7 protein-coding genes are annotated in these 12,666 nt (G+C 74.6%); 6 read left to right on the forward strand and 1 reads right to left on the reverse strand.

Translation table 11 applies throughout. The annotated features are described in order from the left end of the window. The first annotated feature begins 56 nt into the window (after positions 1–56). Both B2P18_RS02835 and B2P18_RS02840 read left to right on the forward strand, forming a co-directional pair. The gene (locus B2P18_RS02835; protein ID WP_286955768.1) at positions 57–3,368 is read left to right on the forward strand and encodes an ATP-dependent helicase; all 3,312 of its coding nucleotides are present in this window, start codon (positions 57–59) and stop codon (positions 3,366–3,368) included. Further along, complete coding sequence (locus B2P18_RS02840) at positions 3,365–6,712, forward strand: ATP-dependent DNA helicase (protein WP_286955769.1); 3,348 nt, start codon at positions 3,365–3,367, stop codon at positions 6,710–6,712. The genes B2P18_RS02835 and B2P18_RS02840 overlap by 4 nt, the downstream gene beginning before the upstream one ends. A gap of 12 nt (positions 6,713–6,724) precedes the next feature. On the opposite strand, the gene B2P18_RS02845 is transcribed toward B2P18_RS02840, so the two are convergent. Further along, complete coding sequence (locus B2P18_RS02845; RefSeq protein ID WP_286955770.1) at positions 6,725–8,248, reverse strand: phosphotransferase; 1,524 nt, start codon at positions 8,246–8,248, stop codon at positions 6,725–6,727. Positions 8,249–8,290: 42 nt separating this feature from the next. On the opposite strand from B2P18_RS02845, the gene nudC reads away from it, so the two are divergent. The 4 genes from nudC to B2P18_RS02865 all read left to right on the forward strand — a co-directional run bounded on the left by nudC (position 8,291) and on the right by B2P18_RS02865 (position 12,381). Next, positions 8,291–9,268 (forward strand): NAD(+) diphosphatase, encoded by a 978-nt coding sequence (gene nudC, locus B2P18_RS02850; RefSeq protein ID WP_019286147.1) that lies wholly within the window; start codon positions 8,291–8,293, stop codon positions 9,266–9,268. A 63-nt stretch (positions 9,269–9,331) separates the two neighbouring features. Continuing rightward, positions 9,332–11,488 (forward strand): ATP-dependent DNA helicase UvrD2, encoded by a 2,157-nt coding sequence (locus B2P18_RS02855; protein WP_029210386.1) that lies wholly within the window; start codon positions 9,332–9,334, stop codon positions 11,486–11,488. Positions 11,489–11,638: 150 nt separating this feature from the next. Next, positions 11,639–11,899, forward strand: a complete 261-nt coding sequence (locus B2P18_RS02860) for a hypothetical protein (protein WP_239263131.1) — start codon at positions 11,639–11,641, stop codon at positions 11,897–11,899. 194 nt (positions 11,900–12,093) lie between these two features. Beyond that, positions 12,094–12,381 (forward strand): WhiB family transcriptional regulator, encoded by a 288-nt coding sequence (locus B2P18_RS02865; protein WP_019287530.1) that lies wholly within the window; start codon positions 12,094–12,096, stop codon positions 12,379–12,381. The last annotated feature ends 285 nt before the right edge of the window (positions 12,382–12,666 follow it).

Consider the following 12,666-nt stretch of genomic DNA (forward strand, 5'->3'; position numbering starts at 1 on the left):
CGTCCCCCCGGGCTGTCGCGCGGGGGTGTGTCAGTGGTGTCTGGTGTGATCGAGGCATGGTCCAGCTCCGGCGCACGCCGACCCCGCTCCTCGCCGAGGCGCCCGTCCTCGACGAGCGCCAGCGGGCCGTGCTCGCCTCGACCGCCTCGCTCCTCCAGGTGGTCGGCGCACCGGGTTCCGGCAAGTCCACGCTGGCCGTCGAGCTGGTCGTCGACCGCGTGCGGCGCGGCCTCGTCGAGGCCGACCGGGCCCTGCTGCTCACCTCCTCGCGCGTCGCGGCTGCCGGGCTGCGGGACCGCATCACCAGCCGCCTGGGCGGCACCACCACGACGCCGCTGGCGCGCACGCACCAGTCGCTGGGGTTCGGCGTCCTGCGCTCCGAGGCGGCGCTGGTGGGGGACCCGTCTCCGCGGCTGCTGTCCGGGGCCGAGCAGGACGCCATCCTCAAGGAGCTCCTCGACGGCCACGCCCTCGGCGTGGTGCGGGGCCCGGAGTGGCCGGAGTCCGTGCGAGAGGCGTTGGGCACCAGGGGCTTTCGCGCCGAGCTGCGTGACCTGCTGATGCGGGCCGTCGAGCGGGGGCTGGTCCCGGAGGATCTCGTCGTCCTCGCCGACTGGCACGGGCGCCCCGAGTGGCGCGCCGCCGCGGCGGTGCTGGAGGAGTACGACCAGGTCACCGCCTTCTCCCGCCCCGGCGCTTATGACCCGGCCTGGGTGCTGTCCGCCGCTGCCGACCGGCTCGAGGAGTCGGCGGAGGCGCTGGACCGCGTGCGGAGCCGCATCGGGCTGATCGTCGTCGACGACGCCCAGGAGCTGACCTGGTCGGCGGCGCGGTTGCTCTCGGTCGTGCGCGCGCCCTCCACGCCGCTGGTGCTCGTGGGCGACCCGGACACCGCGGTCCAGACCTTCCGCGGGGCAGACCCCCGGGTCTTCGCCTCCGACTGGGAGCGGTGGTTCGGGGGTGACGACCTGCTCAGCCTGGGCGAGACGCACGTCCTCGGGTGCTCCCACCGCCAGGGGCGCGTGCTCGCCGCCGTCACCGCCCGCGTCTCGCGTCAGGTCGGCGCTGTCGGAGTCACTGCTCACAGGCAGGCGGGGACGGAGGCGCCGGTCGGCGAGGCCGGGCACCCCGTCGTCGGGCCGGGCGCGGGGCACGACGCGGGCGTGGCGGACCGTGAGGTCGAGGACCACGCAGCAGCCACGACCCATCAGACCGACCCCGGGGCGGCGCAGGCGGGGTCGGAGGGCACCGTCGAGACGGTGCTGCTCCGCAGCGCCGCGCAGGAGGCCGCGCACGTGAGCGGCGTGCTCCGCCGGGCCCACCTCGTCGACGGGGTGCCGTGGTCCCAGATGGCCGTGGTGTGTCGAGGCCGGTCCCGGCTCGCCGCGCTCCGTCAATCCCTGGCGGCCGCCGGCGTGCCGGTCCCCACCGCGATGACCGACCTGCCGGTCCGGGAGGAGCCCGCAGCCCGGGCCCTGCTCACCCTGCTCGAGGTCGTCGTCCGCGTCGCGCGGGGCCAGGAGCGTCCCCTGGAGCCCGACGTCGCCGTCGACCTGCTCCTCTCACCGCTCGGCGGCAGCGACCCGGTCGCCGTGCGGCGGCTGCGCCGTGCCCTGCGGCGGCGCGAGCAGGCCGCGGGCGGCCACCGGGCCCCCGACCAGCTCCTCGTGGCCGCGCTCCTGCGCCCGTCCGACCCGTCCGACCCGTCCGCGCTCGACGACGACGCGCTCCCCACCGTGGACACCCAACCGGTCCGGCGCCTCGGTCGCGCGATCGCGAGGGCTGCCGGGGCGGCCCGGCTCACCCCTGAGGGTCGGTGGTCGGCCGAGACAACCGCCGAGTCCATCCTGTGGCAGCTGTGGTCCGCGCTGGGCGTCGCCGACGACTGGAGGGGGGCCGCCCTGTCGTCCGGGCCGATGTCCGTGCGCTTCGACCGGCACCTTGACGCCGTCGTCGCGTTGTTCGGGGCAGCCGGTGCCTTCGCCGAGCGACTGCCCGGTGCCGGCCCGGAGGCCTTCCTCGAGCAGGTCCTCGGTCAGGAGGTCGCGGCGGACTCGCTCGTCGCCCAGGCCCCCACGACCGACGTCGTCCAGGTGCTCACCCCTCAGGGTGCGGCCGGGGGCGAGTGGGACCTGGTGGTCGTCGCCGGGGTGCAGGAGGGAGTCTGGCCGGACCTGCGGCTGCGCGGGTCCCTGCTCGGGTCCGAGCACCTGGTCGACCTGCTGGCAGGGCGCGGTCACGGACCGCGCGAGGCGCTCGCGGCGGTCCGCTCCGACGAGGCTCGACTGCTGCTGACCGCCGTGAGCCGGGCCCGTCGTCGCCTGGTGGTCACGGCGGTGTCCTCCGAGGACGAGCAGCCCTCGTCCTACCTCGACGTCATCGACCCTCCCGAGGGCGACGGGCGCAGCGTGCTCGAGGTGCCCCGACCGATGACCCTCACCGGCGTGGTGGCCGAGCTGCGCCGCCGCGTCCTCTCCGACGACGCGGCACACCGGGAGCAGGCAGCAGCCCGGCTCGGGGCGCTGGCCGATGCCGGGGTTCCTGGCGCCGATCCCGGCAGCTGGTGGGCCCTGCGCCGTGAGACGGATGCGCGGCCGCTCTATCCCGACGACCTGCCGGTGCCGGTGTCGCCGTCCCGCATCGAGAGCTTCGGGAGGTGCCGGCTCATGTGGGTGCTCCGGAGCCATGGGGGCGAGGGGGGCGATCGGGGAGCCGCCGACCTCGGCACCCTGGTGCACGAGATCGCCGCCGACCCCGACGTCGACCTGACCGACGCCACCACCCTGCGGCGCGAGCTCGACCGGCGCTGGCCCGAGCTCGGGCTGCCCGACAGCTGGCGGGGCCGGCACGACCACGACCGGGCGGGTCGCATGGTCGACAAGCTGGCCGACTACGCCCGCACCATCCGGGACGAGGGGTGGGAGCTCGTCGCGGTCGAGCAGGAGGCCCGCGTCGAGATCGGGCGCGCCCTGCTGACGGGCCGCGTCGACCGCCTCGAGCGTGCCCCGGACGGTCGCCTCCGGGTCGTCGACATCAAGACGGGCAAGAGCGCCCCCACGCAGGCCGAGCTCGCCGACCACGCGCAGCTGGCGGCCTACCAGGCCGCCGTCGAGGCCGGTGCCTTCCCCTCGGGCACCGGGTCCGCGGGTGCGGCCCTGCTGCAGCTCGGCGGCGACCGACGTGCCCCCCGCGTCCAACCGCAGGCGCCGGCCGTCGAGGCCGACGACCCGGGGTGGGCGCGCGAGCTCGTCGAGTCGACCGCCGAGGGGATGGCCGGCGACAGCTTCCCCGCCACGCCGGGTGACCACTGCTCCTACTGCCCGGTCCGCAGGTCCTGCCCGGCGCAGCCCGAGGGGAGGACCCTGTGACGCTGATCGGTGCTCTCGACATCGCCCAGGCCCTGGGCCAGCCTCCGCCGACGGCCGAGCAGCAGGCCGTCATCGAGGCTCCTCGGGAGCCGCTGCTGGTCGTGGCCGGGGCAGGCTCGGGCAAGACCGAGACCATGTCGGCCAGGGTCGTGTGGCTCGTCGCCAACGGTCTGGTCCAGCCGCAGGAGGTGCTCGGCCTCACCTTCACCCGCAAGGCTGCCGGTGAGCTGGCCGAGCGCATCGGACGCCGGCTGCGGCAGCTGGAGGCCGCCGGGCTGTGGCGTGACGGCTCACCCGACGACGGCCTCGACCTCACGCCCACGGTCTCCACCTACCACGCGTACGCCGGCCGGCTCGTGTCCGAGCACGGCCTACGGCTCGGCAACGAGCCCGGGGCCCGGCTGCTGTCCGAGGCGTCCTGCTGGCAGCTCGCGCAGGAGGTCGTCGAGGCCTATCCGGGGCCGTTGGACACCGTCAGCAGCGCCGCCGGCCGGGCGGTCCCGGCCGTGTCCACGGTCGTCGAGGCGGTCCTGTCGCTCTCCGGCCAGCTCGCGGAGCACCTCGGCACCCCCGAGGACCTTGGCGACCACCTGCGCAGACTCCTGGCGGCCTGGGACGCTCTCCCCGACGGAGAGGGACGCAAGACGCCGCTCAAGCCGGTGCTGGAGGCCATCGGGGTCCTGCGTCAGCGGCAGGCCCTGGTCCCGCTGATCCTGGACTACCAGCGCGTCAAGCGGGCGCGGGAGAGCCTGGACTTCGCCGACCAGATGTCCGTGGCAGCCCGCATCGCGAGCGCCTTCCCCGACGTCGGTCGGGGGGAGCGGCAGCGATTCCGTGCCGTCCTCCTCGACGAGTTCCAGGACACCAGCGAGGCGCAGCTGGTGCTGCTGCGCCGGCTCTACGCCGAGGCGGACGAGACGGTTCCGGTCATGGCGGTGGGGGACCCGCACCAGTCGATCTACGGCTGGCGGGGCGCCAGCTCCACCACGTTGACGTCCTTCCCCCAGCAGTTCCCCGGACCCGCTGGGCCCGCCCGCACGTTGCCGCTGTCCACCTCCTGGCGCAACGACGGCGCCATCCTCGCTGCGGCCAACGTCATCGCCGCGCCCCTCACCGCCGCCTGCCCGGTGGAGGTGGCGGTCCTCGAGCCGCGCCCCGGGGCCGGCCCCGGTCAGGTGGAGGCGGCCCGCCTCGACACCCTGGAGGCCGAGGCCGCGCACATCGCCGACTGGCTGAGCGAGCGGCTGGCGGCGCAGCCTGATCCCAGCGAGACCGGCACGACCGTCGGCCTGAACGGCGACCCGCGCCCGACGGCCGCCGTGCTGTGCCGCAAGCGGAGCCAGTTCACCCTGCTCGCGGAGACCCTCACCGCCGCCGGCCTGCCCGTCGAGGTCGTTGGCCTGGGCGGGCTCCTCAGCATGCCCGAGGTCGTCGACCTCGTGTCCTTCCTGCACGTCGTGGACGACCCCTCCCGCGGTGACCACCTGATGCGTCTCCTCACGGGGCCGCTGGTGCGCCTCGGCCCGGCCGACCTCGCAGGCCTGCACGCCTGGACACGGTCGCTAGGTCGAGGGGGCGAGGTGGGGGAGCCGGAGCAGGTGGGCCTCGTCGAGGCGCTGGACCGGCTACCCCCGACGGGATGGCACGACGCCCACGGCCGCGCCCTGGGCGACACCGGCCGATCGCGGCTCGTCGACCTGCGGCGCAGGGTCCGGCGGGTGCGCGAGGTCCTGAGCGCCACCGTGCCCGAGGTCGTCGGCGAGGCCGAGCGGGTGCTGGGGCTGGACCTCGAGCTCATGGCGCGACCGGGGCGTTCGGTCGCCGATGCCCGGGTCCACCTCGAGGCCTTCGCCGACGTCGTTGCCGCCTACGCCTCGTCGTCCGAGCGGCCCACGCTGGGCGGTCTGCTGACCTGGCTGGACGTCGCCGAGGCTCGCGAGAGAGGCCTCGCCGCCGGTCAGACCGCGCCCACCCCGGGAGCCGTGCAGCTGCTGACGGTCCACGCCTCCAAAGGGCTGGAGTGGGACCTCGTGGTCGTCCCCGGGCTCGAGGAGGGCACCTTCCCGGCCCACGACGCCCGGGTCGCCGCCCGGGACGACGGTGGGTGGCGGGTGCCGCCGCCCAAGGACAAGGCCTGGTTGAGCGGGCTCGACAGCCTCCCCTTCGGCCTGCGGGGCGACCGGTCCGGCCTGCCGCACCTCGACTGGGCGACCTGCCCGGACCGTCAGGAGCTGGCGAGCCGGATCGAAACCTTCGTGCTGGCGTGCGGGCAGCACGCCGTCGTCGAGGAGCGACGACTGGCCTACGTCGCCGTCACCCGGGCCCGCCACGAGCTGCTGCTGACCGCCCCCGTCTGGGCCACTCAGCGCAGCCCGCGGGTCACGTCCCGCCTGCTGGACGAGGTTCGCGAGGCGGGGATCGCCCGCACGACAGCCTGGGCCGAGATGCCGGACTCCCGCGACGACGACCTCGCCAACCCGCGGCTGGCGGATCAGCTCACCCTGCCGTGGCCGTTGCGCGACGCCCCTGACCCAGCTCTCACCCGGGCCGCCGACGCGGTCCAGGCGGCTTGCGGATCCACGGCGCCCACGTCCGAGGTGGCGCCCACGCCCGAGGTGGAGCCCACGCCTGCGGCGGCGGTCACGCCTGCGGACGAGTGGCGGCACCTGGACCGTGAGATCGCCGTCCTCGTCGCTGAGCGAGATGCGGCCCAGCAGCGCTCCGAGGTGCTGGTGTCTCTACCGCCCCACCTGTCGACGTCGTCGCTCGTGGCCCTCGCCGACGACCCTGACGAGTTCGCCGTGGGGCTGCGTCGCCCGATGCCGGCTGCCCCGGCCACAGCGGCCCGGAGGGGCACGGCCTTCCACGCCTGGGTCGAGCAGCACTACGCCCAGGCGGCCATCATCGACCTGGACGAGCTCCCCGGCAGCGCGGACGAGTCCGCTGCCGACGAGGGGGACCTCGACCTGATGAAGGCACACTTCCTCGAGAGCGAGTGGGCGGCGCTCTCCCCGGTGGCCATCGAGCTGGCGGTGGAGTCCACCGTGGCGGGCGCGAGGCTGCGCGGGCGCATCGACGCCGTCTTCCCCCGACCGGACGGGGGGTTCACGGTGGTGGATTGGAAGACGGGCGCGCCGCCGACCGGTCGACGAGCCGAGGTGCGCCGGCTCCAGCTGGCTGTCTACCGGGTCGCCTACGCCCGGTTGCAGCAGGTCGACCCCGCGCTCGTCGACGGCGCCTTCTACTACGCCGCCACCGGCCAGACCGTGCGACCGGACCTCCCCGACGAGCAGGCCCTGGCGACGCTCGTGGCCGACCTCACGGCTGGTCAGTCGCCCCGCTGACCGCCCAGCCCGTCAGCGGGAGTGATCGCCGGGCCGCAGGTGGGTGGTCGTGTGTCGGGTGGTGTCCACGACGTACTCGTCCTCCTGGACGGTGTCGTCCGGCGTCGCCTTCACCACCGGCACAGCGTCGGCTGCCCCGTCGCGGTCCCCCTCGCCCGAGGCGGCCGGCGCGTCGTCGTGGTTCTCGAGCTGGTCCCGCCGCTGGTGCAGACCCCGGATCCCTGTGGCACCGTCGTCCGCAGAGGTGTCGCCCTCGGTTCGGCGGCCCGGCCGCGACTCGCCCGGCTCGGCGACCGGGACGATCCGCGTGACCTCGGTGGGTGCGTCGCCAGAGCCCGTTCGCACCGTCTCGTCGGCTCCGTCTGCCAGGTCGGTGCGGACGTCCCGCAGCACCACCGGCTGGGTAGGTGCGCCCTCCTCGTCCAACGACGGTGCCGGACGAGCCGCGGGTCGGTGCTCGGGCCGGCCGGCCGGCGCCCGGCCGGTGACGGCGTCATGACGGTCGTCAGACAGGTGGGGGGCGTCGTCGAGGTCGGCGTCCATCGTCTCGGGGGCACCGATGGGTCCGGGCAGGGTCACGGCCGGCACGTGCGCGACCAGGTCGTCCCCGGCCACCTCGTCGTCCAGCCGCTGGAGCGCCGACTGCGCCTCCCTGCGGGCCAGGTCGTCCTGCGCGGCCTCGGCGTGGACGAGCTCGCGCACCAGTCGCAGCTCGCCCGCCAGCCTGGCGCGCATCTCCAGCGCGCGGTCCGGGCGCTCGTGCCGGGTGCCGGCGTACGCCTCCAGCACGGTGTCGAACGCTTCTGGGGTCGCCTGGGACCACAGCACGGCGAAGTCGTCGGCCGGATCGGCCACCCGAGCCTGGTCCCAGCCGGTGATCGCCACGATGCGGCCGCTCGCGGCGTCCCCGTCGTCCTCGAAGTCGGCCAGGAGGAGCTCGCCGGACATCCGACCGTGGATGGTCGCTGGGGCGAAGCGCCAGTGAGCGACGTTCTCCAGGGCGCGCTCCCACCTGCTCAGCAGCCTCGCCGGGACGTGCCCGGTGCTCGCCGCCCGGTCGAGCTCGGCCAGGTGACGCGTGCGATAGGTCTCGGCGTCGTAGACCGGGACGCCGGCCTCGTCGTAGAGACGGGGGTCCAGGTTGTGGATCTCGCCCAGCGCGCGACCGAGGGCGGCCGCCAGGCCGGGCCCGGCGGGGAGTCTCGAGAAGTCGAGGTTGCGCCCCCGCACCTGCGCGTAGACCATCGCCCGACCCGAGTCGCGCAGGGCGACGCTGCCGGCCTCCTGGGGGACCTCGAACGCCAGCCGCTTGTCGAGGTGGGGGAGCAGCATCGCGGCCGACTCCATCTGGGCGGCGTCGGCCGCGGACCGCGGCACGCGGATCGTCCAGGTGCGCTGCTGCGAGTCGTGGACGCGGGCGACGTCGCACCGGTCGTCCTCCCCGTGCACGGGCTCCACCGACACCGGGTCCAGGCCCTTGACGGCGGCGCTGGCCAGGGCGGCGAGGTGCAACGGGGAGCGGATGGCGACGGTCACGCGCCCCACGGTAGGCGAGCCCCGGCGTCTAGGCTGTCAGGCGTGACCGGAGCGCCGCGAATCCTGCCCGAACTGGCCCTGTCCCGCTCCGCGCTGGACCGTTCAGGCTGGTTGCGCGGCGACGCGGGACTCGTGCCACGGCTGCTCGACGACGAGGGCACCCAGGTCGTGGTGTCCCGTGGGGACCTGCTCCAGGCTCGCGCCGACGGGTCCGCCCTCGTGCTCCACCGCCCGGTCGAGGTCCGGGTGACCGCCGAGGACCTGGTGGTCTACCTGGGGGCCGACGAGGGTGGCGGTCAGTACCTGGGCGTGGCCCGGGACCCGATGCCAGACGCGTCCGGGCCCGGCGACCCCGCGCGGGACGGCGCCGCCGACGAGCCCTCTCGCTGGCTGGGGCTGCGCTCGCTCGGCCTCACGCTCGATCCGCTCGACGTCGCCCTGGCGTCGACGCTGGCCGGTATCTCGAACTGGCACCGCGCGCACCGCTTCTGCTCCCGGTGCGGCCTCCCCACGGCCGTCAACAGCTCCGGCTGGGTGCGGCGCTGCCCGGAGGGCCACGAGTCCTATCCCGTCACCTCGCCCGCCGTGATCATGGCCGTGGTCGACCGGCAGGACCGTCTGCTGCTGGCGCGCAACGCATCCTGGCCGGAGGGGCGCCTGTCCGTGCTCGCCGGGTTCGTCGAGCCGGGGGAGTCCCTCGAGGTGGCGGTGGCCCGCGAGGTCAAGGAGGAGGTCGGGCTGGAGGTCGAGGCGGTCGAGTATGCCGGGAACCAGCCCTGGCCCTTCCCGGCATCCTTGATGCTGGCGTTCACCGCCCGCGCCCGCGACGGCCAGCTGCGGTTCGCCGACGACGAGATCGCCGAGGCCCGGTGGTACTCCCGCGACGAGCTGCGGGCCGACATCCGGGCCGGCGCCGTGCTGTCCGGCGGCACCCCGATCTCGGTGGCCTACCACCTCGTCGAGCGCTGGCTGGGCGAGCCCATCGCCGCGCTCCAGGATGGTCCTCCCGTCCCCTGGTGAGCCACGGCGGGTGGGCCGGCGCCGCGTCGAGGTATGTCGGTGGCATCTGGGAGACTTCGGGCGATGGCTGCGACCCCTGACGACATACTGACCGCCCTCGATCCTGAGCAGCGGGCGGTCGCCGAGCGACCCCTCGGGCCCATGTGCGTGCTGGCAGGTGCGGGCACCGGCAAGACCCGCGCGATCACGCACCGCATCGCCTACGGCGTGCGGTCCGGCGTCTACGTCCCCCAGCGCGTGCTCGCCGTCACCTTCACCGCCCGCGCGGCCGGCGAGATGCGCACCCGGCTGCGCGACCTCGGGGCCGGAGGGGTCCAGGCCCGCACCTTCCACGCCGCGGCGCTGCGCCAGCTCCACTACTTCTGGCCCCGGGCGATCGGCGGTGCGGCGCCCGAGGTGATGCCGCACAAGGCGGGGGCCGTCGCGGAGGCGGGGGCCAGGCTGCACCTGCAGCTCGACCGCCCTGCCATCCGGGACCTCGCGGCCGAGGTGGAGTGGGCCAAGGTCAGCCTGCTGACGCCCGAGACCTATCCCGCCGCGGCACGGCACGCCCGCCGGGACCCCGCAGGGCTGGACGCGACGGCGATGGCACGCCTGCTGCAGGCCTACGAGGAGGTCAAGGGCGAGCGCGGGGTCATCGACTTCGAGGACGTCCTGCTGATCATGGCCGGCATCCTCGACGAGCACCCGGCCGTGGCCCGCGAGGTGCGCGGGCAGTACCGCCACTTCGTCGTGGACGAGTACCAGGACGTCAACGCCCTGCAGCAGCGGCTGCTCGACCTGTGGGTCGGCGACCGCCAGGACGTGTGCGTGGTCGGCGACGCGGCCCAGACCATCTACTCCTTCACCGGCGCCTCGCCCGCGCACCTACTGGGCTTCTCGGCGCGCTACCCGGACGCGGCCGTCGTCAAGCTCGTCCGCAACTACCGGTCCACGCCCCAGGTGGTCGGGCTCGCCAACGTGATGCTGCGCGCCCAGGGCCAGGCGAGCCGCACGGGCGCGGGCCGAGCGCTCGTGCAGCTCCAGGCGCAGGGCGAGGACGGTCCCCAGCCCCGGCTGACGGCCTACGACGACGACCAGGCCGAGGCGCGCGGTGTCGCGGCCGAGATCAGGCGTCGCATCGACGCGGGCACCCCACCCGCCGAGATCGCCATCCTGTTCCGCACCAACTCCCAGAGCGAGGCGCTGGAGTCCGCGCTCGCGGACGCCGACGTCCCCTACCTCGTCCGCGGAGGGGAGCGGTTCTTCTCACGGCGCGAGGTCCGCGACGCGCTGCTGCTGCTGCGGGGGCAGGCGCGCGCCGACGACGGCACGGTGCCGCTCGGGCGACTGACCAGGGACGTCCTCGGTGGTGTCGGCTGGTCGGAGCAACCACCGGCCTCGGGCGGCGCCACCCGCGAGCGCTGGGAGTCCCTCCAGGCGCTGGTGGCCCTCGCCGACGACCTCGTGGCCTCGCAGCCGGACGCACGTCTGCCGGAGCTCGTCGCCGACCTCACGGAGCGTGCCGCGGCCCAGCACGCCCCCACGGTGCAGGGCGTCACGCTCGCGTCCTTCCACAGCGCCAAGGGCCTGGAGTGGGACGTCGTGCACCTCGTGGGCTGCAGCGACGGCCTCCTGCCGATCTCGATGGCCGAGGGGTGGGAGGCCATCGAGGAGGAGCGCCGTCTGCTCTACGTCGGCCTGACCCGTGCCCGTCGCGAGCTCGCCCTGTCCTGGGCGGCGTCCCGCAACGTGGGCGGACGGGCCTCCCGTCGCCCCAGCCGGTTCCTCGACGATGCCGCGTCGGTCCTGGGAGAGGGCGCCAGGTCCGCGCCCCGCAAGGCCGCCGGCGCCACCGGCCGCCAGCGCAAGCCGTCGATCGCCAAGCCGGCGTTCTGCCGCACGTGCGGGGCGGAGCTGAGCTCGGCCGCCGAGCGCAAGACCGGGCGTTGTGGGGACTGCCCGCCCACCTACGACGAGGCCACCTTCGAGGCGCTCCGCACCTGGCGCAAGGCCACCGCGGCCGCTGCCGGCGTGCCCGCCTATGTCGTGTTCACCGACGCGACCCTGACGGCCATCGCCGAGCAGGTGCCGTCCGACGTCGCTGCCCTGGCCACCGTCTCCGGGGTGGGGGCCCGCAAGCTGGGGCTCTACGGCGAGTCCGTGCTGGCCATTCTCGGTGGCGCCGACGTCGACGAGATCCTTTCCGCTGCAAAGGAATCCGCGGGCAAAGAAGGCTGATCGGGTCCCGCCTGGCGGATCAGGTCGATAAAGGCATTGCCCCCTCTCGCGGGCGGAGGCTACAGTCCAAGGTGTCCTGTCACGAGCGCTGCTCGTGACGCACGTCCCGGCACCGAGGTGCCGATGAGCGCAGTGAGGAGGGTGGGCCGCATGGAGAACACGACGATGACGATCGTGACGCGTTACTGCGTCGATGCTGTCACGCCCCTGCGCTCGACCACCCGTGATCGCGGCACCCTCGGTGCGCCCGCGGGTGCCCGTGGCAAGGGTCAGGGGACCGGTCTGTCCTACGCCGGCGGCACCGCCCGCGTCATGGACGGAGTGCGTCCCGGCTCCGCCCACGTCATCGACCCGTCCACCTCGTTCGCCCCGTCGGATGTCGTCCCGTTCCTCGGGAGGCCACCGGTCTAGTCCCTAGACCCAGGTCTTCTCCAAGGCCGCGGAACCCGACATCCGGGATCCGCGGCCTTCGTGCGTGTCCGGGCACCGACCGACCACGCCGAGGAGGACCCCATGGCCCTCGACCGCACCACCGGACCCACCACCCGCCCCCACCGGGCACCCGCCGCCCCACCACCCCGGGGCATCACCTTGAGGAGGCAGCGATGACACTCACGGAGCTCATCGACAACCAGGTCGCCGCGATCGCGGCCGCCGAGACCATCCCCTGCCAGGAGAACGAGCCCGAGATGTGGTTCGCCGACACCCCCGACGGTGTCGAGTTCGCCAAGTCCCTCTGCGGCACCTGCCCGGCGAGGGACGACTGCCTGGCCGGCGCCCTGGAGCGCCGGGAGCCGTGGGGCGTCTGGGGCGGACAGCTGTTCGTCGCAGGGGTGGTCGTGCCCCGCAAGAGGCCGCGCGGGCGGCCCCGCAAGGACGACGTCGCCGCGTAGGCGCTGACGAAGACACCGACACAGCTTGATCACCAAGGAGATCCATCATGTTCCAGCACTTCAGCCAGGAGCTGGCGCGCGTGCGCGTCGAGCGTCTGCCGAGGGCGCCGCGACCACGCGGCGCCTCAGAGATACGGACGTCGGTTCGCCGCCGTCAGCAGCGATGACCCTATGGTCGTCGGTTCCCGCGAGGCGGGCAGGATCGTCACGGTCCTGCCCGCCTCGTCGTGCGTGGGGGCTGTCCTGGCGCCCCAGGCCCGTGAGGGGTAAGAGTCCCGTGGAGTG

It is taken from the genome of Arsenicicoccus sp. UBA2120 (genome assembly GCF_002330965.1).
Classification (GTDB): domain Bacteria; phylum Actinomycetota; class Actinomycetes; order Actinomycetales; family Dermatophilaceae; genus Arsenicicoccus; species Arsenicicoccus bolidensis.

What these genes read in the sequence shown, in the direction of transcription:
- B2P18_RS02835 (WP_286955768.1), top strand. Translation starts at nt 57, where the DNA reads ATGGTCCAGCTCCGGCGCACGCCGACCCCGCTCCTCGCCGAGGCGCCC.
- B2P18_RS02855 (WP_029210386.1), top strand. Translation starts at nt 9,332, where the DNA reads ATGGCTGCGACCCCTGACGACATACTGACCGCCCTCGATCCTGAGCAG.
- B2P18_RS02860 (WP_239263131.1), top strand. Translation starts at nt 11,639, where the DNA reads ATGGAGAACACGACGATGACGATCGTGACGCGTTACTGCGTCGATGCT.
- B2P18_RS02865 (WP_019287530.1), top strand. Translation starts at nt 12,094, where the DNA reads ATGACACTCACGGAGCTCATCGACAACCAGGTCGCCGCGATCGCGGCC.